The organism is Cedecea sp. Ae19-4, assembly GCF_059801165.1.
In genome coordinates, this window is sequence record NZ_JBCHWG010000004.1 from 111,168 (window position 1) to 129,674 (window position 18,507).

33 protein-coding genes are annotated in these 18,507 nt (G+C 50.5%); 32 read left to right on the plus strand and 1 reads right to left on the minus strand.

Features of this window, described 5'->3' with window-relative positions; genetic code table 11:
- Positions 1–3: 3 nt before the first annotated feature.
- From rpsL to bfr, 6 genes are all read left to right on the plus strand, one after another.
- Positions 4–378 (plus strand): 30S ribosomal protein S12, encoded by a 375-nt coding sequence (gene rpsL, locus AAIE02_RS21570; RefSeq protein WP_008457105.1) that lies wholly within the window; start codon positions 4–6, stop codon positions 376–378.
- 95 nt (positions 379–473) lie between these two features.
- Positions 474–944 (plus strand): 30S ribosomal protein S7, encoded by a 471-nt coding sequence (rpsG, locus tag AAIE02_RS21575; RefSeq protein WP_008457106.1) that lies wholly within the window; start codon positions 474–476, stop codon positions 942–944.
- A gap of 93 nt (positions 945–1,037) precedes the next feature.
- On the plus strand, positions 1,038–3,152 hold the full coding sequence (fusA, locus tag AAIE02_RS21580) for an elongation factor G (RefSeq protein ID WP_008457107.1): 2,115 nt from the start codon (positions 1,038–1,040) through the stop codon (positions 3,150–3,152).
- Between the two features lie 71 nt (positions 3,153–3,223).
- On the plus strand, positions 3,224–4,408 hold the full coding sequence (gene tuf, locus AAIE02_RS21585) for an elongation factor Tu (protein WP_038478205.1): 1,185 nt from the start codon (positions 3,224–3,226) through the stop codon (positions 4,406–4,408).
- A 214-nt stretch (positions 4,409–4,622) separates the two neighbouring features.
- Positions 4,623–4,817: a bacterioferritin-associated ferredoxin gene (gene bfd, locus AAIE02_RS21590; RefSeq protein ID WP_008457135.1), complete on the plus strand. Its 195-nt coding sequence runs from the start codon at positions 4,623–4,625 to the stop codon at positions 4,815–4,817.
- A gap of 71 nt (positions 4,818–4,888) precedes the next feature.
- Positions 4,889–5,362 carry a bacterioferritin gene (gene bfr, locus AAIE02_RS21595; protein ID WP_166996004.1) on the plus strand — a complete coding sequence of 158 codons (474 nt, stop codon included), beginning with the start codon at positions 4,889–4,891 and terminating at the stop codon, positions 5,360–5,362.
- Between the two features lie 48 nt (positions 5,363–5,410).
- Here bfr and AAIE02_RS21600 read toward each other — a convergent pair whose 3' ends face one another.
- Positions 5,411–5,890 carry a prepilin peptidase gene (locus tag AAIE02_RS21600; protein ID WP_336983137.1) on the minus strand — a complete coding sequence of 160 codons (480 nt, stop codon included), beginning with the start codon at positions 5,888–5,890 and terminating at the stop codon, positions 5,411–5,413.
- Between the two features lie 388 nt (positions 5,891–6,278).
- On the opposite strand from AAIE02_RS21600, the gene rpsJ reads away from it, so the two are divergent.
- From rpsJ to rpsD, 26 genes are all read left to right on the plus strand, one after another.
- Entirely contained in the window at positions 6,279–6,590 is a 312-nt protein-coding gene (rpsJ, locus tag AAIE02_RS21605; RefSeq protein WP_001181005.1) for a 30S ribosomal protein S10, read from the plus strand.
- Between the two features lie 31 nt (positions 6,591–6,621).
- Positions 6,622–7,251: a 50S ribosomal protein L3 gene (gene rplC, locus AAIE02_RS21610; protein WP_006178923.1), complete on the plus strand. Its 630-nt coding sequence runs from the start codon at positions 6,622–6,624 to the stop codon at positions 7,249–7,251.
- A gap of 10 nt (positions 7,252–7,261) precedes the next feature.
- Positions 7,262–7,867 (plus strand): 50S ribosomal protein L4, encoded by a 606-nt coding sequence (gene rplD, locus AAIE02_RS21615; RefSeq protein ID WP_008457145.1) that lies wholly within the window; start codon positions 7,262–7,264, stop codon positions 7,865–7,867.
- Complete coding sequence (gene rplW, locus AAIE02_RS21620; protein ID WP_008457148.1) at positions 7,864–8,166, plus strand: 50S ribosomal protein L23; 303 nt, start codon at positions 7,864–7,866, stop codon at positions 8,164–8,166. The genes rplD and rplW overlap by 4 nt, the downstream gene beginning before the upstream one ends.
- Positions 8,167–8,183: 17 nt before the next feature.
- Complete coding sequence (gene rplB, locus AAIE02_RS21625) at positions 8,184–9,005, plus strand: 50S ribosomal protein L2 (RefSeq protein ID WP_008457150.1); 822 nt, start codon at positions 8,184–8,186, stop codon at positions 9,003–9,005.
- Positions 9,006–9,021: 16 nt separating this feature from the next.
- Positions 9,022–9,300, plus strand: a complete 279-nt coding sequence (rpsS, locus tag AAIE02_RS21630; protein WP_001138115.1) for a 30S ribosomal protein S19 — start codon at positions 9,022–9,024, stop codon at positions 9,298–9,300.
- A gap of 14 nt (positions 9,301–9,314) precedes the next feature.
- Entirely contained in the window at positions 9,315–9,647 is a 333-nt protein-coding gene (gene rplV, locus AAIE02_RS21635; RefSeq protein WP_002919773.1) for a 50S ribosomal protein L22, read from the plus strand.
- Between the two features lie 17 nt (positions 9,648–9,664).
- On the plus strand, positions 9,665–10,363 hold the full coding sequence (rpsC, locus tag AAIE02_RS21640; protein WP_006817277.1) for a 30S ribosomal protein S3: 699 nt from the start codon (positions 9,665–9,667) through the stop codon (positions 10,361–10,363).
- A 12-nt stretch (positions 10,364–10,375) separates the two neighbouring features.
- Positions 10,376–10,786, plus strand: a complete 411-nt coding sequence (gene rplP / locus AAIE02_RS21645) for a 50S ribosomal protein L16 (protein WP_002438716.1) — start codon at positions 10,376–10,378, stop codon at positions 10,784–10,786.
- Positions 10,786–10,977, plus strand: a complete 192-nt coding sequence (gene rpmC, locus AAIE02_RS21650; protein WP_008457158.1) for a 50S ribosomal protein L29 — start codon at positions 10,786–10,788, stop codon at positions 10,975–10,977. The genes rplP and rpmC overlap by 1 nt, the downstream gene beginning before the upstream one ends.
- The gene (rpsQ, locus tag AAIE02_RS21655; RefSeq protein ID WP_008457160.1) at positions 10,977–11,231 is read left to right on the plus strand and encodes a 30S ribosomal protein S17; all 255 of its coding nucleotides are present in this window, start codon (positions 10,977–10,979) and stop codon (positions 11,229–11,231) included. Before rpmC ends, rpsQ begins: the two co-directional genes overlap by 1 nt.
- A 166-nt stretch (positions 11,232–11,397) precedes the next feature.
- Positions 11,398–11,769, plus strand: a complete 372-nt coding sequence (gene rplN / locus AAIE02_RS21660; RefSeq protein ID WP_008457164.1) for a 50S ribosomal protein L14 — start codon at positions 11,398–11,400, stop codon at positions 11,767–11,769.
- A gap of 10 nt (positions 11,770–11,779) precedes the next feature.
- Complete coding sequence (rplX, locus tag AAIE02_RS21665) at positions 11,780–12,094, plus strand: 50S ribosomal protein L24 (RefSeq protein ID WP_007724317.1); 315 nt, start codon at positions 11,780–11,782, stop codon at positions 12,092–12,094.
- A gap of 14 nt (positions 12,095–12,108) precedes the next feature.
- Entirely contained in the window at positions 12,109–12,648 is a 540-nt protein-coding gene (gene rplE / locus AAIE02_RS21670) for a 50S ribosomal protein L5 (protein WP_008457169.1), read from the plus strand.
- A 14-nt stretch (positions 12,649–12,662) separates the two neighbouring features.
- Positions 12,663–12,968: a 30S ribosomal protein S14 gene (gene rpsN / locus AAIE02_RS21675; protein WP_008457171.1), complete on the plus strand. Its 306-nt coding sequence runs from the start codon at positions 12,663–12,665 to the stop codon at positions 12,966–12,968.
- Between the two features lie 33 nt (positions 12,969–13,001).
- Complete coding sequence (gene rpsH, locus AAIE02_RS21680) at positions 13,002–13,394, plus strand: 30S ribosomal protein S8 (RefSeq protein ID WP_008457173.1); 393 nt, start codon at positions 13,002–13,004, stop codon at positions 13,392–13,394.
- 13 nt (positions 13,395–13,407) lie between these two features.
- Positions 13,408–13,941 (plus strand): 50S ribosomal protein L6, encoded by a 534-nt coding sequence (rplF, locus tag AAIE02_RS21685; RefSeq protein ID WP_008457175.1) that lies wholly within the window; start codon positions 13,408–13,410, stop codon positions 13,939–13,941.
- 9 nt (positions 13,942–13,950) lie between these two features.
- The gene (rplR, locus tag AAIE02_RS21690; RefSeq protein ID WP_008457177.1) at positions 13,951–14,304 is read left to right on the plus strand and encodes a 50S ribosomal protein L18; all 354 of its coding nucleotides are present in this window, start codon (positions 13,951–13,953) and stop codon (positions 14,302–14,304) included.
- A 14-nt stretch (positions 14,305–14,318) separates the two neighbouring features.
- Entirely contained in the window at positions 14,319–14,819 is a 501-nt protein-coding gene (rpsE, locus tag AAIE02_RS21695) for a 30S ribosomal protein S5 (RefSeq protein ID WP_008457179.1), read from the plus strand.
- 6 nt (positions 14,820–14,825) lie between these two features.
- Positions 14,826–15,005 carry a 50S ribosomal protein L30 gene (gene rpmD, locus AAIE02_RS21700; protein WP_004846568.1) on the plus strand — a complete coding sequence of 60 codons (180 nt, stop codon included), beginning with the start codon at positions 14,826–14,828 and terminating at the stop codon, positions 15,003–15,005.
- 3 nt (positions 15,006–15,008) lie between these two features.
- Entirely contained in the window at positions 15,009–15,443 is a 435-nt protein-coding gene (gene rplO / locus AAIE02_RS21705) for a 50S ribosomal protein L15 (RefSeq protein ID WP_008457184.1), read from the plus strand.
- 7 nt (positions 15,444–15,450) lie between these two features.
- Positions 15,451–16,782: a preprotein translocase subunit SecY gene (secY, locus tag AAIE02_RS21710; RefSeq protein ID WP_008457186.1), complete on the plus strand. Its 1,332-nt coding sequence runs from the start codon at positions 15,451–15,453 to the stop codon at positions 16,780–16,782.
- A gap of 30 nt (positions 16,783–16,812) precedes the next feature.
- Positions 16,813–16,929 (plus strand): 50S ribosomal protein L36, encoded by a 117-nt coding sequence (rpmJ, locus tag AAIE02_RS21715; protein WP_008457187.1) that lies wholly within the window; start codon positions 16,813–16,815, stop codon positions 16,927–16,929.
- A 146-nt stretch (positions 16,930–17,075) separates the two neighbouring features.
- Positions 17,076–17,432: a 30S ribosomal protein S13 gene (rpsM, locus tag AAIE02_RS21720; RefSeq protein WP_008457189.1), complete on the plus strand. Its 357-nt coding sequence runs from the start codon at positions 17,076–17,078 to the stop codon at positions 17,430–17,432.
- Positions 17,433–17,448: 16 nt separating this feature from the next.
- Complete coding sequence (rpsK, locus tag AAIE02_RS21725; RefSeq protein WP_008457192.1) at positions 17,449–17,838, plus strand: 30S ribosomal protein S11; 390 nt, start codon at positions 17,449–17,451, stop codon at positions 17,836–17,838.
- A gap of 34 nt (positions 17,839–17,872) precedes the next feature.
- Entirely contained in the window at positions 17,873–18,493 is a 621-nt protein-coding gene (gene rpsD, locus AAIE02_RS21730) for a 30S ribosomal protein S4 (RefSeq protein ID WP_008457194.1), read from the plus strand.
- Positions 18,494–18,507 lie beyond the last annotated feature (14 nt).

Consider the following 18,507-nt stretch of genomic DNA (forward strand, 5'->3'; position numbering starts at 1 on the left):
TTAATGGCAACAGTTAACCAGCTGGTTCGCAAACCACGCGTACGCAAAGTTGCAAAAAGCAACGTGCCTGCGCTGGAAGCTTGCCCGCAAAAACGTGGTGTATGTACCCGTGTATATACCACCACTCCTAAAAAACCAAACTCCGCACTGCGTAAAGTTTGCCGTGTGCGTTTGACTAACGGTTTTGAAGTCACCTCCTACATCGGCGGTGAAGGTCACAACCTGCAGGAACACTCCGTGATCCTGATCCGTGGTGGTCGTGTTAAAGACCTGCCAGGTGTTCGCTACCACACTGTTCGTGGTGCGCTTGACTGCTCCGGCGTTAAAGACCGTAAGCAATCTCGCTCCAAGTATGGCGTGAAGCGTCCTAAGGCTTAATGGTTCTCCGTTAAGTAAGGCCAAACGTTTTAAATTAATGTCAAAATAAACTCTTTGAGTTTTGGACAATCCTGAATTAACAACGGAGTATTCCTATGCCACGTCGTCGCGTGATTGGTCAGCGTAAAATTCTGCCGGATCCTAAGTTCGGATCAGAGCTGCTGGCTAAATTTGTAAATATCCTGATGGTAGATGGTAAAAAATCTACTGCAGAATCTATCGTTTATACCGCGCTGGAAACCCTGGCTCAGCGTTCTGGTAAAAACGAGCTGGAAGCTTTCGAAGTCGCTCTGGACAACGTCCGTCCGACCGTCGAAGTTAAGTCCCGCCGTGTAGGTGGTTCTACTTACCAGGTTCCAGTTGAAGTTCGTCCGGTTCGTCGTAATGCTCTGGCAATGCGTTGGATCGTTGAAGCTGCTCGTAAACGCGGTGATAAATCCATGGCTCTTCGCCTGGCGAATGAACTGTCTGATGCTGCAGAAAACAAAGGCACTGCAGTGAAGAAACGTGAAGACGTTCACCGTATGGCTGAAGCCAACAAGGCGTTCGCTCACTACCGTTGGTAATAAATCCTTCGTAGTGTTACCCAAGCGGGCGCTTCATGAAGCTGCCCGCTTTGGGTTACTTAACTTGAACGTCCCAGGATATAGAGGAATCAAATGGCTCGTACAACACCCATTGCACGCTACCGTAACATCGGTATCAGTGCACACATCGACGCCGGTAAAACCACGACTACCGAACGTATTCTGTTCTACACCGGTGTAAACCACAAAATCGGTGAAGTTCATGACGGCGCTGCAACCATGGACTGGATGGAGCAGGAGCAGGAGCGTGGTATCACCATTACCTCCGCTGCAACTACTGCATTCTGGTCTGGTATGGCTAAGCAGTATGAACCGCACCGCGTAAACATCATCGACACCCCAGGGCACGTTGACTTCACCATCGAAGTAGAACGTTCCATGCGTGTTCTTGACGGTGCAGTAATGGTTTACTGCGCAGTTGGTGGTGTTCAGCCACAGTCTGAAACCGTATGGCGTCAGGCTAACAAATACAAAGTTCCACGCATCGCGTTCGTTAACAAAATGGACCGTATGGGTGCAAACTTCCTGAAAGTTGTAGGCCAGATCAAATCCCGTCTGGGCGCGAACCCTGTTCCGCTTCAGCTGGCGATTGGTGCTGAAGAAGGTTTCACCGGCGTTATCGACCTGGTGAAAATGAAAGCCATCAACTGGAACGATGCAGATCAGGGCGTTACCTTCGAATACGAAGATATCCCAGCTGACATGCAGGACCTGGCTGACGAATGGCACCAGAACCTGATCGAGTCCGCTGCAGAAGCCTCTGAAGAGCTGATGGAAAAATACCTGGGCGGCGAAGAGCTGTCCGAGGAAGAAATCAAGAAAGCTCTGCGTCAGCGCGTTCTGAACAACGAAATCATCCTGGTTACCTGTGGTTCTGCATTTAAGAACAAAGGTGTTCAGGCGATGCTGGATGCGGTAATCGATTACCTGCCAGCACCAACCGACGTACCGGCAATCAACGGTATTCTGGATGACGGTAAAGACACGCCGGCTGAGCGTCACGCAACTGACGACGAGCCGTTTGCTGCTCTGGCATTCAAAATCGCCACTGACCCGTTCGTTGGTAACCTGACCTTCTTCCGCGTTTACTCCGGCGTTGTTAACTCCGGTGATACCGTGCTGAACTCCGTTAAAGCTGCTCGTGAGCGCTTTGGCCGTATCGTTCAGATGCACGCTAACAAACGTGAAGAGATCAAAGAAGTTCGCGCAGGCGACATCGCGGCTGCTATCGGTCTGAAAGACGTAACTACTGGTGACACCCTGTGTGATCCAGATTCGCCTATCATTCTGGAGCGTATGGAATTCCCAGAGCCGGTAATCTCCATCGCCGTTGAACCAAAAACCAAAGCTGACCAGGAAAAAATGGGTCTGGCTCTGGGCCGTCTGGCTAAAGAAGACCCATCATTCCGCGTATGGACTGATGAAGAATCTAACCAGACCATCATCGCCGGTATGGGTGAACTGCACCTCGACATCATCGTTGACCGTATGAAGCGTGAATTCAACGTTGAAGCGAACGTCGGTAAACCTCAGGTTGCTTACCGCGAAGCGATTCGCGCTAAAGTTACCGATATCGAAGGTAAACACGCCAAGCAGTCTGGTGGTCGTGGTCAGTACGGTCATGTTGTTATCGACATGTACCCACTGGAGCCGGGCTCTAACCCTAAAGGTTACGAGTTCATCAACGACATCAAAGGCGGCGTAATTCCTGGCGAATACGTCCCTGCCGTTGATAAAGGCATCCAGGAGCAGCTGAAATCTGGTCCACTGGCGGGTTACCCGGTTGTTGATCTCGGCGTGCGTCTGCACTTCGGTTCTTACCATGACGTTGACTCCTCCGAACTGGCGTTTAAACTGGCCGCTTCTATTGCCTTCAAAGATGGCTTTAAGAAAGCTAAACCAGTTCTGCTTGAGCCTATCATGAAGGTTGAAGTTGAAACTCCGGAAGAGAACACCGGTGACGTTATCGGTGACCTTAGCCGTCGTCGTGGTCAGCTGAAAGGCCAGGAATCTAACGCTACTGGCGTACAGATTCATGCTGAAGTTCCGTTGTCTGAAATGTTCGGGTACGCAACTCAGCTGCGTTCTCTGACCAAAGGTCGTGCATCTTACTCCATGGAATTCCTGAAGTATGATGACGCACCTAACAACGTTGCTCAGGCCGTAATCGAAGCTCGTGGCAAATAAGCCAACGCTTTTAACACAATGATCCCGTGCTCTCTCCACAAGGGGAGGGCACAATAGTAAGGAATATAGCCGTGTCTAAAGAAAAATTTGAACGTACAAAACCGCACGTTAACGTTGGTACTATCGGCCACGTTGACCACGGTAAAACCACTCTGACCGCTGCAATCACTACCGTTCTGGCTAAAACCTACGGTGGTTCTGCTCGTGCATTCGACCAGATCGATAACGCACCAGAAGAAAAAGCTCGTGGTATCACCATCAACACCTCCCACGTTGAGTACGACACCCCGACTCGTCACTACGCGCACGTTGACTGCCCAGGGCACGCCGACTACGTGAAAAACATGATCACCGGTGCTGCTCAGATGGACGGCGCTATCCTGGTTGTTGCTGCGACTGACGGCCCTATGCCTCAGACCCGTGAGCACATCCTGCTGGGTCGTCAGGTTGGCGTTCCTTACATCATCGTGTTCCTGAACAAATGCGACATGGTTGATGACGAAGAGCTGCTGGAGCTGGTTGAAATGGAAGTGCGTGAACTTCTGTCTCAGTACGACTTCCCAGGCGATGACACCCCAATCATCCGTGGTTCTGCTCTGAAAGCGCTGGAAGGCGAAGCTGAGTGGGAAGCTAAAATCGTTGAACTGGCTGGCTTCCTGGATTCTTACATCCCAGAACCAGTACGTGCAATCGACCTGCCGTTCCTGCTGCCAATCGAAGACGTATTCTCCATCTCCGGTCGTGGTACCGTTGTTACTGGTCGTGTAGAGCGCGGTATCGTTAAAGTAGGTGAAGAAGTTGAAATCGTTGGTATCAAAGATACTGCGAAATCTACCTGTACCGGCGTTGAAATGTTCCGCAAACTGCTGGACGAAGGCCGTGCTGGTGAGAACGTAGGTGTTCTGCTGCGTGGTATCAAACGTGAAGAAATCGAACGTGGTCAGGTACTGGCTAAGCCAGGCTCAATCAAGCCACACACCAAGTTCGAATCTGAAGTGTACATCCTGTCCAAAGACGAAGGCGGCCGTCATACTCCGTTCTTCAAAGGCTACCGTCCACAGTTCTACTTCCGTACAACTGACGTGACCGGTACCATCGAACTGCCAGAAGGCGTAGAGATGGTAATGCCAGGCGACAACATCAAAATGGTTGTTACCCTGATTCACCCAATCGCGATGGACGACGGTCTGCGTTTCGCAATCCGTGAAGGCGGCCGTACCGTTGGCGCTGGTGTTGTTGCAAAAGTTCTGAGCTAATCCTCTGATACTTTAATGCAATAGTGAAAAGGGCATCTTAGGATGCCCTTTTTTATGTTTGAACTTTGCTGTTTGCCAGCGAAAGCGATCGCTTACTGCAGTTGGCATCAGTTTTTGCATTTGATTACCATTCTCTGTCTTCTGCCCCGCCGTACTCCTTGTAAAGCCAATCATTCTCATTTACAATTTGCGCAGTTTTTGAGCGGGAGTGATCATGTACGTTTGCTTGTGTAACGGTGTAAGCGATAAGACAATTCGTCAGGCGGTGCGACAACATCACCCGCAGTCTTTTCAGCAACTTAGAAAGTTTATCCCGGTGGGAAATCAGTGCGGGAAGTGCGTTCGACAGGCGCGTGAAATCATGCAAGACGAACTGATGCAGATCCCGGAATTTAAAGAGATCGCTTAAAACACGCTCATTTTTTTGACTTACACCCTGTGACATCTACGCTTCAATAAGTGGAAGCGGAGGATGTCAAAATGAAAGGTGATGTTAAGATAATAAATTATCTCAATAAATTATTGGGAAACGAGCTTGTCGCGATTAACCAGTATTTTCTGCATGCCCGCATGTTCAAAAACTGGGGATTAAAACGTCTGAACGACGTTGAGTACCACGAGTCCATCGATGAAATGAAGCACGCCGATAAGTACATCGAACGTATTCTCTTCCTCGAAGGCATTCCAAATCTGCAGGACCTCGGCAAGCTGGGTATTGGGGAGGATGTCGAAGAAATGCTTCGCTCTGACCTGAGGCTGGAACTGGAGGGTGCAAAGGATTTGCGTGAAGCCATCGCCTATGCCGATAAAGTGCATGATTATGTTAGCCGTGACCTGATGATCGAAATTCTGGCCGATGAAGAAGGCCATATCGACTGGCTCGAAACGGAACTGGACCTCATTCAGAAGCTGGGCATTCAGAACTACCTGCAGGCCCAGATACGCGAAGAGTAACCCCGTATGATCAAGGCAGAGGGATTTCCCTCTGTCTTCTTTGAAACCTTATCCAAATACCTGCCAGCAAAAATTCCCCCATCCTGAGAGCGCAAGCCAGGGGCCAAAAGGCATTTCAGCGCTGTCACGGTACCCGATCAGATAAAGTATTCCTGCATAAGCGATGCCCAGGGAAGATGCCAAAGCGACGATGACAGGCAGATGCTGCCAGTAGCTCCAGGCTCCAATTGCCGCCAGCAGTTTGAAATCACCATAACCTAATCCTTCTTTGCCGGTAGCATAACGGAATACTTGAAAGATAACCCACAGGAAGAGGTAGCCGGCTATCGCGCCGAATACGGCATGATGAACATGGTGGGGGTTAACCAGACTATGAAACAACAATCCCAGCCACAGTAAGGGTAGGGTAAGTCTGTCTGGTAGAAGCATGGTTTTGAAATCACTTAAGCTTAGCGCCAGAGCCAGGCAAAAATAGAGCAACGCAGCGACGGGGAGTAGCCAGGCGATCTGTATGTCGGTCAGTATCATCTTTTTATCCCGCTGAGGATTAAGCCCTCGGATGCTACGCGGGTGTGCTGGCTAAACCTATCAACCTTCTAATTTGGCGTGTGATAATGCGCAATGCCTCGAAGATATAGGGAAGGTAAGGCATGAAACTCACTAAATGCAGGATGCCGGTGAAATTTCAACCCATATGACTTGCAAGCTGCCTTGAAACCCGTATAATGCGCGGGCTGTCTTAATAGACCGCTGGTTCAATATGAACCCTGATAGCAGTCAGTCGAAGCAATTCAGTTGCTATCAAACAATGTCCCCAATTGGGGGACTATGTATGAACGATTACACTCCTCCATCAATCGTAATGGATGTGAGTAGTAATTTTTTTCGTCTATAAAATAATTGGAGCTCTGGTCTCATGCAGAACCAAAGAATCCGTATCCGCCTTAAAGCGTTTGATCATCGTCTGATCGATCAATCAACTGCGGAAATCGTCGAGACTGCTAAGCGCACTGGTGCGCAAGTCCGTGGTCCGATCCCGCTGCCGACCCGCAAAGAGCGCTTTACCGTTCTGATCTCCCCGCACGTCAACAAAGACGCGCGTGATCAGTACGAGATCCGCACTCACAAGCGTCTGGTTGACATCGTTGAGCCAACTGAGAAAACCGTTGATGCTCTGATGCGTCTGGATCTGGCTGCCGGTGTAGACGTGCAGATCAGCCTGGGTTAATCAGGTCATTGACGATTGAGAGGTTGAAACAATGATTGGTTTAGTCGGTAAAAAAGTGGGTATGACCCGTATCTTCACTGAAGACGGCGTTTCTATCCCAGTAACCGTAATCGAAGTAGAAGCAAACCGTGTTACTCAGGTTAAAGACCTGGCTAACGACGGCTACCGTGCTGTTCAGGTGACCACTGGTGCTAAAAAAGCTAACCGTGTAACCAAGCCGGAAGCTGGTCACTTCGCTAAAGCTGGCGTTGAAGCTGGCCGTGGTCTGTGGGAATTCCGTCTTGCTGAAGGCGAAGAGTTCACCGTAGGTCAGGACATTAGCGTTGAACTGTTTGCTGACGTTAAAAAAGTTGACGTAACCGGTACCTCTAAAGGTAAAGGTTTCGCAGGTACCGTTAAGCGCTGGAACTTCCGTACCCAGGACGCTACCCACGGTAACTCCTTGTCTCACCGCGTTCCGGGTTCTATCGGTCAGAACCAGACTCCGGGCAAAGTGTTCAAAGGCAAGAAAATGGCAGGCCAGCTGGGTAACGAACGTGTCACTGTTCAGAGCCTGGACGTAGTACGTGTTGACGCTGAGCGCAACCTGCTGCTGGTGAAAGGTGCGGTCCCGGGTGCAACCGGTAGCGACCTGATCGTTAAACCAGCTGTGAAGGCGTAAGGGGATAGCAATGGAATTAGTATTGAAAGACGCGCAAAGCGCGCTGACTGTTTCCGAAACTACCTTCGGTCGTGACTTCAACGAAGCGCTGGTACACCAGGTTGTTGTTGCTTATGCAGCAGGCGCCCGTCAGGGTACTCGTGCTCAGAAGACCCGTGCTGAAGTAACTGGTTCCGGCAAAAAGCCGTGGCGCCAGAAAGGTACCGGCCGTGCGCGTTCTGGTTCTATCAAGAGCCCGATCTGGCGTTCCGGTGGCGTAACCTTCGCTGCTCGCCCGCAGGACCACAGTCAAAAAGTTAACAAAAAGATGTACCGCGGCGCGCTGAAAAGCATCCTGTCCGAACTGGTACGTCAGGATCGTCTGATCGTTGTTGAGCAGTTCTCTGTTGAAGCACCGAAAACCAAGCTGCTTGCTCAGAAACTGAAAGATATGGCTCTGGAAGATGTGCTGATCGTGACCGGTGAACTGGATGAGAATCTGTTCCTGGCTGCTCGTAACCTGCATAAGGTTGACGTGCGCGATGTAGCTGCAATCGACCCAGTTAGCCTGATCGCCTTCGACAAAGTCGTTATGACTGCGGAAGCAGTTAAGCAAGTTGAGGAGATGCTGGCATGATCCGTGAAGAACGTCTGCTGAAAGTACTGCGCGCGCCGCACGTATCTGAAAAAGCGTCTACCGCGATGGAAAAAACCAACACCATCGTACTCAAAGTTGCGACTGACGCGACCAAAGCAGAGATCGTTGCTGCTGTACAGAAGCTGTTCGAAGTTGAAGTAAAAGACGTTAACACCCTGGTAGTTAAAGGGAAAACTAAACGTCACGGACAGCGTGTTGGTCGTCGTAGCGACTGGAAAAAAGCTTACGTCACCCTGAAGGAAGGCCAGAATCTGGACTTCGTCGGCGGCGCTGAGTAAGTCGGAGGAGAAAGACAATGGCAGTTGTTAAATGTAAACCGACATCTCCGGGTCGTCGCCACGTAGTTAAAGTGGTTAACCCTGAGCTGCACAAGGGCAAGCCTTTTGCTCCGTTGCTGGAAAAAAACAGCAAATCCGGTGGCCGTAACAACAATGGTCGTATCACTACCCGTCATATCGGTGGTGGTCACAAGCAGGCATACCGTATTGTTGACTTTAAACGCAACAAAGATGGTATCCCGGCAGTTGTTGAACGTCTTGAGTACGATCCGAACCGTTCCGCGAACATCGCGCTGGTTCTGTACAAAGATGGCGAACGCCGTTACATCCTGGCCCCTAAAGGCCTGAAAGCTGGCGACCAGATTCAGTCTGGCGTTGATGCTGCAATCAAAGCGGGTAACACCCTGCCGATGCGCAATATCCCGGTTGGTTCTACCGTTCATAACGTAGAAATGAAACCAGGTAAAGGCGGTCAGCTGGCTCGTTCCGCTGGTACCTACGTGCAGATCGTTGCTCGTGATGGTGCTTACGTTACCCTGCGCCTGCGCTCCGGTGAAATGCGTAAAGTCGAAGCTGACTGCCGCGCTACCCTGGGCGAAGTTGGCAACGCTGAGCATATGCTGCGCGTTCTGGGTAAAGCAGGTGCTGCTCGCTGGCGTGGTGTTCGTCCTACCGTTCGCGGTACCGCGATGAACCCAGTCGATCACCCACATGGTGGTGGTGAAGGTCGTAACTTTGGTAAGCACCCGGTATCCCCGTGGGGCGTTCAGACCAAAGGTAAGAAGACCCGCAGCAACAAGCGTACTGATAAATTTATCGTACGTCGCCGTAGCAAATAATTTTAGAGGATAAGCCATGCCACGTTCTCTCAAGAAAGGTCCTTTTATTGACCTGCACTTGCTGAAGAAGGTAGAGAAAGCGGTGGAAAGCGGTGACAAGAAGCCCCTGCGCACTTGGTCCCGTCGTTCAACGATCTTTCCTAACATGATCGGTTTGACCATCGCTGTCCATAATGGTCGTCAGCACGTTCCAGTCTTTGTTTCCGACGAAATGGTCGGTCACAAACTGGGTGAATTCGCACCGACTCGTACTTATCGCGGCCACGCTGCTGATAAAAAAGCGAAGAAGAAATAAGGTAGGAGGAAGAGATGGAAACTTTAGCTCAACATCGCCATGCTCGTTCTTCTGCTCAGAAGGTTCGCCTTGTTGCTGACCTGATTCGCGGTAAGAAAGTGTCGCAGGCTCTGGATATTCTGACCTACACCAATAAGAAAGCGGCTGTATTGGTTAAGAAAGTACTGGAATCTGCCATTGCTAACGCTGAACACAACGATGGCGCTGACATTGACGATCTGAAAGTCGCGAAAATCTTCGTAGACGAAGGCCCTAGCATGAAGCGCATTATGCCTCGTGCAAAAGGTCGTGCAGATCGCATCCTGAAGCGCACCAGCCACATTACTGTGGTTGTGTCCGATCGCTGAGACTCTGGAGACTAGCAATGGGTCAGAAAGTACATCCTAATGGTATTCGCCTGGGTATTGTAAAACCATGGAACTCAACCTGGTTTGCGAACACCAAAGAATTCGCTGACAACCTGGACAGCGATTTTAAAGTACGTCAGTACCTGACTAAGGAACTGGCTAAGGCGTCTGTATCTCGTATCGTTATCGAGCGTCCTGCTAAGAGCATCCGTGTGACCATTCACACCGCTCGCCCAGGTATCGTTATCGGTAAGAAAGGTGAAGACGTAGAAAAACTGCGCAAGGTCGTAGCGGATATCGCTGGCGTTCCTGCACAGATCAATATCGCCGAAGTTCGTAAACCTGAACTGGACGCAAAATTGGTTGCTGACAGCATCACTTCTCAGCTGGAGCGTCGTGTGATGTTCCGTCGTGCGATGAAGCGTGCTGTACAGAACGCAATGCGTCTGGGCGCTAAAGGTATCAAAGTTGAAGTTAGCGGCCGTCTGGGCGGCGCCGAGATCGCACGTACCGAATGGTACCGTGAAGGTCGCGTGCCGTTGCACACTCTGCGTGCTGACATCGACTACAACACCTCTGAAGCGCACACCACTTATGGTGTAATCGGCGTTAAGGTATGGATCTTCAAAGGTGAGATCCTGGGTGGTATGGCTGCTGTTGAACAACCGGAACCGGCTGCTCAACCTAAAAAGCAGCAGCGTAAAGGCCGTAAGTAAGGAGAGTCGCTGATGTTACAACCAAAGCGTACAAAATTCCGTAAAGTGCACAAAGGCCGCAACCGTGGTCTGGCGCAGGGTACGGATGTTAGCTTCGGCACTTTCGGTCTGAAAGCTGTTGGCCGTGGTCGTCTGACTGCCCGTCAGATCGAAGCAGCACGTCGTGCAATGACCCGTGCAGTTAAGCGTCAGGGTAAGATCTGGATCCGTGTATTCCCGGACAAACCGATCACCGAAAAGCCGCTTGAAGTGCGTATGGGTAAAGGTAAAGGTAACGTGGAGTATTGGGTTGCCTTGATCCAGCCAGGTAAAGTCCTGTATGAAATGGACGGCGTACCTGAAGAGCTGGCCCGTGAAGCCTTCAAGCTGGCAGCAGCAAAACTGCCTATCAAAACCACCTTTGTAACTAAGACGGTGATGTAATGAAAGCAAAAGAGCTGCGTGAAAAGAGCGTCGAAGAGCTGAACACCGAGCTGCTGAACCTGCTGCGTGAGCAGTTCAATCTGCGCATGCAGGCTGCAAGTGGCCAGCTGCAACAGACTCACCTGCTGAAGCAGGTTCGTCGTGATGTTGCACGTGTTAAGACTTTACTGACTCAGAAGGCGGGTGCGTAATGACCGATAAAATCCGTACTCTGCAAGGTCGCGTTGTCAGCGACAAAATGGAGAAATCCATTGTTGTTGCCATCGAACGTGTTGTGAAGCACCCGATCTACGGGAAATTCATCAAGCGTACGACCAAACTGCACGTACATGACGAGAACAACGAATGCGGTATTGGTGACGTGGTTGAAATCCGCGAATGCCGTCCGCTGTCCAAGACTAAGTCCTGGACGCTGGTTCGCGTTGTAGAGAAAGCGGTTCTGTAATACAGTACCCTTTCTCAAACAAATAAACGGCTCAGCGATGAGCCGTTTATTTTTTCTACCCATATCCTGGAACCGGTGTTATAATGCCGCGCCCTCGTTTATGGGGCTTTTTAACGACCTGATTTCCAGGTCCCGAAGTAGTAGTTGACATTAGCGGAGCACTGAAATGATCCAAGAACAGACTATGCTGACCGTGGCCGACAACTCCGGCGCACGTCGCGTAATGTGTATCAAGGTTCTGGGTGGCTCGCACCGTCGCTACGCAGGCGTCGGCGACATCATCAAAATTACCATCAAGGAAGCAATTCCTCGCGGTAAGGTGAAGAAAGGCGATGTGCTGAAAGCGGTAGTGGTGCGCACCAAGAAGGGTGTTCGTCGCCCGGACGGTTCTGTCATTCGCTTCGATGGCAATGCATGCGTTATTTTAAATAATAACAGTGAGCAGCCAATCGGCACGCGTATTTTTGGGCCGGTAACTCGTGAACTGCGTAATGAGAAGTTCATGAAAATTATCTCTCTGGCACCAGAAGTACTCTAAGGAGCGAATCATGGCAGCGAAAATCCGTCGTGATGACGAAGTTATCGTGTTAACCGGTAAAGATAAAGGTAAGCGCGGTAAAGTAAAAAATGTCCTGTCTTCCGGCAAGGTCATTGTTGAAGGTATCAACCTGGTTAAGAAACATCAGAAGCCGGTTCCGGCCCTGAACCAACCAGGCGGCATCGTTGAAAAAGAAGCTGCAATTCAGGTTTCTAACGTTGCTCTCTTCAACGCGGCAACCGGCAAGGCTGACCGTGTAGGCTTTAGATTCGAAGACGGCAAAAAAGTCCGTTTCTTCAAGTCTAACAGCGAAACTATCAAGTAATTTGGAGTAGTACGATGGCGAAACTGCATGATTACTACAAAGACGAAGTAGTTAAGAAACTCATGACTGAGTTTAACTACAATTCTGTCATGCAAGTCCCTCGGGTCGAGAAGATCACCCTGAACATGGGTGTTGGTGAAGCGATCGCTGACAAGAAACTGCTGGATAACGCAGCAGCTGATCTGACAGCAATCTCCGGTCAAAAGCCGTTGATCACCAAAGCACGCAAATCTGTTGCAGGCTTCAAAATCCGTCAGGGCTATCCGATCGGCTGTAAAGTAACTCTGCGTGGCGAACGCATGTGGGAGTTCCTTGAGCGTCTGATCACTATTGCTGTACCTCGTATCCGTGACTTCCGTGGCCTGTCCGCTAAGTCTTTCGACGGTCGTGGTAACTACAGCATGGGTGTCCGTGAGCAGATCATCTTCCCAGAAATCGATTACGACAAAGTCGATCGCGTCCGTGGTTTGGATATTACCATTACCACTACTGCGAAATCTGATGATGAAGGCCGTGCTCTGCTGGCTGCCTTTGACTTCCCGTTCCGCAAGTAAGGTAGGGTTACTTCATGGCTAAGCAATCAATGAAAGCACGCGAAGTAAAGCGCGTTGCTTTGGCTGAAAAATTCTTCGCTAAACGCGCAGAACTGAAAGCTATCATTTCTGATGTGAACGCGACCGACGAAGACCGTTGGAACGCTGTTCTCAAGCTGCAAACTCTGCCGCGTGATTCCAGCCCGTCCCGTCAGCGTAAACGCTGCCGCCAGACTGGTCGTCCACATGGTTATGTGGGCAAGTTCGGGTTGAGCCGTATCAAGTTACGTGAAGCCGCCATGCGCGGTGAAGTACCTGGCTTGAAAAAGGCTAGCTGGTAATTGTCACCAATTGAATCACGGGAGTAGAGACAGATGAGCATGCAAGATCCGATCGCGGATATGCTGACCCGTATCCGTAACGGTCAGGCCGCGAACAAAGTTGCGGTCACCATGCCTTCCTCCAAGCTGAAAGTGGCAATCGCCAACGTGCTGAAGGAAGAAGGTTATATTGAAGAATTTAAAATTGAAGGCGACATCAAGCCTGAACTGGAACTGACTCTTAAGTATTTCCAGGGCAAGGCTGTGGTAGAGAGCATTCAGCGAGTCAGCCGCCCAGGCCTGCGCATCTATAAGAAAAAAGATGAGCTGCCTAAAGTTATGGCCGGCATGGGTATTGCTGTCGTTTCTACCTCTAAAGGTGTTATGACTGATCGTGCAGCGCGCCAGGCTGGTCTTGGTGGCGAAATTATCTGCTACGTAGCGTAATTGGAGGAATAAAATGTCTCGTGTTGCTAAAGCACCGGTCGTTGTTCCTGCAGGCGTAGAGGTAAAACTCAACGGTCAGGTTATTTCGATCAAAGGTAAAAACGGCGAGCTGACTCGTACTATCAACGATGCTGTTGAAGTTAAACACGCTGAAAATGCTCTGACTTTCGCTCCGCGCGAAGGCTTTGCAAACGCGTGGGCCCAAGCGGGTACCACTCGTGCGCTGTTGAACGCAATGGTTGTCGGTGTTACCGAAGGCTTCACTAAGAAGCTGCAGCTGGTTGGTGTAGGTTATCGTGCAGCCGTTAAAGGCGACGTGGTGAATTTAGCCCTGGGCTTCTCTCACCCTGTTGAGCATAAGCTGCCTGCGGGTATCACTGCTGAATGTCCGACTCAAACTGAAATCGTGCTGAAAGGCGCTGATAAGCAGATGATCGGTCAGGTTGCAGCTGATCTGCGCGCCTACCGTCGTCCTGAGCCTTACAAAGGCAAGGGTGTTCGTTACGCCGACGAAGTCGTGCGTACCAAAGAGGCTAAGAAGAAGTAAGGTAACACTATGGATAAGAAATCTGCTCGTATCCGTCGTGCGACCCGCGCACGTCACAAGCTCAAAGAGCTGGGTGCAACTCGCCTGGTGGTACATCGTACCCCGCGTCATATTTACGCACAGGTAATTGCTCCAAATGGTTCTGAAGTTCTGGTAGCTGCATCTACTGTAGAAAAAGCTATCACTGAGCAACTGAAGTACACTGGAAACAAAGACGCCGCTGCAGCTGTAGGTAAAGCTGTTGCTGAGCGCGCTCTGGAAAAAGGCATCACCGTTGTTGCTTTTGACCGTGCTGGTTTCCAATATCATGGTCGTGTCCAGGCACTGGCAGATGCTGCCCGTGAAGCTGGCCTTCAGTTCTAAGGTAGAGGTGTAAGATGTCTCACATCGAAAAACAAGCTGGCGAACTGCAGGAAAAGCTGATCGCGGTAAATCGCGTATCTAAAACCGTTAAAGGCGGTCGTATTTTCTCCTTCACTGCTCTGACAGTGGTAGGCGACGGTAACGGTCGTATTGGTTTTGGTTACGGTAAAGCGCGTGAAGTTCCAGCAGCGATCCAGAAAGCGATGGAAAAAGCCCGTCGCAACATGATTAACGTCGCGCTGAACAGCGGCACCCTGCAGCACCCTGTTAAAGGCGTGCACACAGGTTCCCGCGTGTTCATGCAGCCGGCTTCCGAAGGTACCGGTATCATCGCCGGTGGTGCAATGCGCGCCGTCCTGGAAGTCGCTGGTGTTCATAACGTCCTGGCTAAAGCGTATGGTTCCACTAACCCGATTAACGTGGTTCGTGCAACTATCGATGGCCTGGCGAATATGAAATCTCCAGAAATGGTCGCTGCCAAGCGTGGTAAATCCGTTGAAGAAATTCTGGGGTAATTGACCATGGCAAAGACTATTAAAATCACTCAAACCCGCAGTGCAATCGGTCGTCTGCCGAAACACAAGGCAACGCTGCTTGGCCTGGGTCTGCGTCGTATTGGCCACACCGTAGAGCGCGAGGATACTCCTGCTGTACGCGGTATGGTCAACGCGGTTTCCTACATGGTTAAAGTTGAGGAGTAAGAGATGCGTTTAAATACTCTGTCTCCGGCCGAAGGGTCTAAGCACGCTTCCAAGCGTCTGGGTCGTGGTATCGGTTCTGGCCTCGGTAAAACCGGCGGTCGTGGTCACAAAGGTCAGAACTCTCGTTCTGGTGGTGGCGTACGTCGTGGTTTCGAAGGTGGTCAGATGCCGTTGTACCGTCGTCTGCCGAAATTCGGTTTCACCTCTCGCAAAGCAATGATCACGGCAGAAGTTCGTCTGTCCGATCTGGCGAAAGTTGAAGGCGACGTAGTTGACCTGAACACGCTGAAAGCAGCAAACATTATCGGTATTCAGATCGAGTTCGCGAAAGTGATCCTGTCTGGTGAGGTAACTCGTCCGGTAACTGTTAGCGGCCTGCGTGTGACCAAAGGCGCTCGTGCTGCTATCGAAGCTGCTGGCGGTAAAATCGAGGAATAAGTAGCAGATGGCAAAACAACCGGGATTAGATTTTCAAAGTGCTAAAGGCGGCCTCGGCGAGCTGAAACGCAGACTGATGTTTGTTATCGGTGCGCTGATTGTGTTTCGTATTGGCTCTTTTATTCCGATCCCTGGTATTGATGCCGCTGTACTTGCCAAACTGCTTGAGCAACAGCGAGGCACCATCATTGAGATGTTTAACATGTTCTCTGGTGGTGCTCTCAGCCGTGCTTCTATCTTCGCACTGGGTATCATGCCGTACATTTCGGCATCGATCATCATTCAGCTGCTTACCGTGGTTCATCCCGCGTTGGCAGAGCTGAAGAAAGAAGGGGAATCTGGTCGTCGTAAGATTAGCCAGTACACCCGTTACGGCACTCTGGTGCTGGCAATATTCCAGTCAATCGGTATTGCTACCGGTTTACCGAATATGCCTGGTATGCAGGGCCTGGTGTTAAACCCAGGCTTTGCATTCTATTTCACCGCTGTTGTAAGTCTTGTCACCGGGACAATGTTCCTGATGTGGCTGGGCGAACAGATTACTGAACGTGGTATCGGTAACGGTATCTCAATCATAATCTTCGCGGGTATCGTTGCGGGACTTCCGCCGGCCATTGGCCATACCATCGAGCAAGCAAGGCAAGGCGACCTGCACTTCCTCCTGTTGCTGTTGGTTGCAGTATTAGTATTTGCAGTGACCTTCTTCGTTGTTTTTGTTGAGCGTGGCCAGCGCCGCATTGTGGTCAACTACGCTAAACGTCAACAGGGTCGTCGTGTCTATGCTGCGCAGAGCACACATTTACCGCTGAAAGTGAACATGGCCGGGGTTATCCCTGCGATCTTCGCCTCCAGTATTATTCTGTTCCCGGCGACCATCGCGTCATGGTTCGGGGGCGGTACCGGTTGGAACTGGCTGACAACAATTTCGCTGTATTTGCAGCCTGGGCAACCGCTTTATGTGTTACTCTATGCGTCTGCAATCATCTTCTTCTGTTTCTTCTACACGGCGTTGGTCTTCAACCCGCGTGAAACAGCAGATAACCTGAAGAAGTCCGGTGCATTTGTACCAGGAATTCGTCCGGGAGAACAAACGGCGAAGTACATCGATAAAGTAATGACCCGCCTGACTCTGGTTGGTGCGTTGTACATTACCTTTATCTGCCTAATCCCGGAGTTCATGCGCGATGCAATGAAAGTGCCGTTCTACTTCGGTGGGACCTCACTGCTGATCGTTGTTGTCGTTATCATGGACTTTATGGCTCAAGTGCAAACTCTGATGATGTCAAGTCAGTACGAGTCTGCATTGAAGAAAGCGAACCTGAAAGGCTACGGCCGTTAATCGTCGCTTGAGAAGTTACGGAGAGTAAAAATGAAAGTTCGTGCTTCCGTCAAGAAATTATGTCGTAACTGCAAAATCGTTAAGCGTGACGGTGTTATTCGCGTGATTTGCAGCGTAGAGCCGAAGCATAAACAGCGTCAAGGCTGATTATCTCGCATATTTTTCTTGCAAAGTTGGGTTGAGCTGGCTAGATTAGCCAGCCAATCTTTTGTATGTCTATGCGTTTCCATTTGAGTATCCTGAAAACGGGCTTTTCGGCATGGGACGCATAATCTAAATAGTAGGAGTGCATAGTGGCCCGTATAGCAGGCATTAACATTCCTGATCAAAAACACGCCGTGATCGCGTTAACCTCGATCTACGGTGTCGGCAAGACTCGCTCCAAGGCCATTTGCGCTGCGGCGGGTATTGCTGAAGATGTTAAGATCAGTGAGCTGTCTGAAGAACAAATCGACACGCTGCGTGACGAAGTTGCCAAATTTGTCGTTGAAGGTGATCTGCGCCGTGAAGTGAGCATGAGCATCAAGCGTCTGATGGACCTTGGTTGCTATCGCGGTTTGCGTCATCGTCGTGGTCTGCCAGTGCGCGGTCAGCGTACTAAGACCAACGCACGTACCCGTAAGGGTCCGCGCAAACCGATCAAGAAATAATCGGGGTGATTGAATAATGGCAAAGGCACCAATTCGTGCACGTAAACGTGTAAGAAAAACAGTCTCTGACGGCGTGGCTCATGTCCATGCTTCTTTCAACAACACCATCGTTACTATTACCGATCGTCAGGGTAATGCGTTGGGTTGGGCAACTGCCGGTGGTTCCGGTTTCCGTGGTTCTCGCAAATCCACTCCGTTTGCAGCTCAGGTTGCAGCAGAGCGTTGCGCAGAAGCCGTGAAAGAATACGGTATCAAGAACCTGGAAGTTATGGTTAAGGGTCCTGGCCCAGGCCGCGAATCAACTATTCGTGCTCTGAACGCCGCTGGTTTCCGCATCACTAATATTACTGATGTGACTCCAATCCCTCATAACGGTTGTCGTCCGCCGAAAAAACGTCGCGTATAACGCGTCCGTTTTCTAGGATTGTTGGAGAAAGAAAATGGCAAGATATTTGGGTCCTAAGCTCAAGCTGAGCCGTCGTGAGGGCACCGACTTATTCCTTAAGTCTGGCGTTCGCGCGATCGATACCAAGTGTAAAATTGAACAAGCTCCTGGCCAGCACGGTGCGCGTAAACCGCGTCTGTCTGACTATGGTGTGCAGTTGCGTGAAAAGCAGAAAGTTCGCCGTATCTACGGTGTGCTGGAGCGTCAGTTCCGTAACTATTATAAAGAAGCAGCTCGTCTGAAAGGCAACACCGGTGAAAACCTGTTGGCTCTGCTGGAAGGCCGTCTGGACAACGTTGTTTACCGTATGGGCTTCGGCGCTACTCGTGCAGAAGCACGTCAGCTGGTTAGCCATAAAGCTATCATGGTAAATGGTCGCGTTGTTAACATCGCTTCTTATCAGGTAACTCCGAATGACGTAGTCAGCATCCGTGAGAAAGCCAAAAAGCAATCTCGCGTTAAGGCCGCTCTGGAGCTGGCTGAGCAGCGTGAAAAGCCAACCTGGCTGGAAGTTGATGCTGCCAAGATGGAAGGTGTGTTCAAGCGTAAGCCTGAGCGTACCGATCTGTCTGCGGACATTAACGAACACCTGATCGTCGAGCTTTACTCCAAGTAAAGCTTAGTACCAAA

Excerpts from the sequence above, each read along its gene's own strand:
- rpsK (WP_008457192.1), top strand. The coding sequence starts at position 17,449 with ATGGCAAAGGCACCAATTCGTGCACGTAAACGTGTAAGAAAAACAGTC.
- rplR (WP_008457177.1), top strand. The coding sequence starts at position 13,951 with ATGGATAAGAAATCTGCTCGTATCCGTCGTGCGACCCGCGCACGTCAC.
- rpsS (WP_001138115.1), top strand. The coding sequence starts at position 9,022 with ATGCCACGTTCTCTCAAGAAAGGTCCTTTTATTGACCTGCACTTGCTG.
- rplC (WP_006178923.1), top strand. The coding sequence starts at position 6,622 with ATGATTGGTTTAGTCGGTAAAAAAGTGGGTATGACCCGTATCTTCACT.
- rpmD (WP_004846568.1), top strand. The coding sequence starts at position 14,826 with ATGGCAAAGACTATTAAAATCACTCAAACCCGCAGTGCAATCGGTCGT.
- rplB (WP_008457150.1), top strand. The coding sequence starts at position 8,184 with ATGGCAGTTGTTAAATGTAAACCGACATCTCCGGGTCGTCGCCACGTA.
- rpsE (WP_008457179.1), top strand. The coding sequence starts at position 14,319 with ATGTCTCACATCGAAAAACAAGCTGGCGAACTGCAGGAAAAGCTGATC.
- rpsJ (WP_001181005.1), top strand. The coding sequence starts at position 6,279 with ATGCAGAACCAAAGAATCCGTATCCGCCTTAAAGCGTTTGATCATCGT.
- rplF (WP_008457175.1), top strand. The coding sequence starts at position 13,408 with ATGTCTCGTGTTGCTAAAGCACCGGTCGTTGTTCCTGCAGGCGTAGAG.
- rplD (WP_008457145.1), top strand. The coding sequence starts at position 7,262 with ATGGAATTAGTATTGAAAGACGCGCAAAGCGCGCTGACTGTTTCCGAA.
- rpmJ (WP_008457187.1), top strand. The coding sequence starts at position 16,813 with ATGAAAGTTCGTGCTTCCGTCAAGAAATTATGTCGTAACTGCAAAATC.
- rpsC (WP_006817277.1), top strand. The coding sequence starts at position 9,665 with ATGGGTCAGAAAGTACATCCTAATGGTATTCGCCTGGGTATTGTAAAA.
- secY (WP_008457186.1), top strand. The coding sequence starts at position 15,451 with ATGGCAAAACAACCGGGATTAGATTTTCAAAGTGCTAAAGGCGGCCTC.
- rpsD (WP_008457194.1), top strand. The coding sequence starts at position 17,873 with ATGGCAAGATATTTGGGTCCTAAGCTCAAGCTGAGCCGTCGTGAGGGC.
- rpsH (WP_008457173.1), top strand. The coding sequence starts at position 13,002 with ATGAGCATGCAAGATCCGATCGCGGATATGCTGACCCGTATCCGTAAC.
- rplX (WP_007724317.1), top strand. The coding sequence starts at position 11,780 with ATGGCAGCGAAAATCCGTCGTGATGACGAAGTTATCGTGTTAACCGGT.
- rpmC (WP_008457158.1), top strand. The coding sequence starts at position 10,786 with ATGAAAGCAAAAGAGCTGCGTGAAAAGAGCGTCGAAGAGCTGAACACC.
- rpsG (WP_008457106.1), top strand. The coding sequence starts at position 474 with ATGCCACGTCGTCGCGTGATTGGTCAGCGTAAAATTCTGCCGGATCCT.
- bfd (WP_008457135.1), top strand. The coding sequence starts at position 4,623 with ATGTACGTTTGCTTGTGTAACGGTGTAAGCGATAAGACAATTCGTCAG.
- rpsN (WP_008457171.1), top strand. The coding sequence starts at position 12,663 with ATGGCTAAGCAATCAATGAAAGCACGCGAAGTAAAGCGCGTTGCTTTG.
- rpsL (WP_008457105.1), top strand. The coding sequence starts at position 4 with ATGGCAACAGTTAACCAGCTGGTTCGCAAACCACGCGTACGCAAAGTT.
- rplP (WP_002438716.1), top strand. The coding sequence starts at position 10,376 with ATGTTACAACCAAAGCGTACAAAATTCCGTAAAGTGCACAAAGGCCGC.
- rplV (WP_002919773.1), top strand. The coding sequence starts at position 9,315 with ATGGAAACTTTAGCTCAACATCGCCATGCTCGTTCTTCTGCTCAGAAG.
- rplO (WP_008457184.1), top strand. The coding sequence starts at position 15,009 with ATGCGTTTAAATACTCTGTCTCCGGCCGAAGGGTCTAAGCACGCTTCC.
- rplW (WP_008457148.1), top strand. The coding sequence starts at position 7,864 with ATGATCCGTGAAGAACGTCTGCTGAAAGTACTGCGCGCGCCGCACGTA.
- bfr (WP_166996004.1), top strand. The coding sequence starts at position 4,889 with ATGAAAGGTGATGTTAAGATAATAAATTATCTCAATAAATTATTGGGA.
- rplN (WP_008457164.1), top strand. The coding sequence starts at position 11,398 with ATGATCCAAGAACAGACTATGCTGACCGTGGCCGACAACTCCGGCGCA.
- rpsQ (WP_008457160.1), top strand. The coding sequence starts at position 10,977 with ATGACCGATAAAATCCGTACTCTGCAAGGTCGCGTTGTCAGCGACAAA.
- fusA (WP_008457107.1), top strand. The coding sequence starts at position 1,038 with ATGGCTCGTACAACACCCATTGCACGCTACCGTAACATCGGTATCAGT.
- rplE (WP_008457169.1), top strand. The coding sequence starts at position 12,109 with ATGGCGAAACTGCATGATTACTACAAAGACGAAGTAGTTAAGAAACTC.
- AAIE02_RS21600 (WP_336983137.1), bottom strand. The coding sequence starts at position 5,890 with ATGATACTGACCGACATACAGATCGCCTGGCTACTCCCCGTCGCTGCG.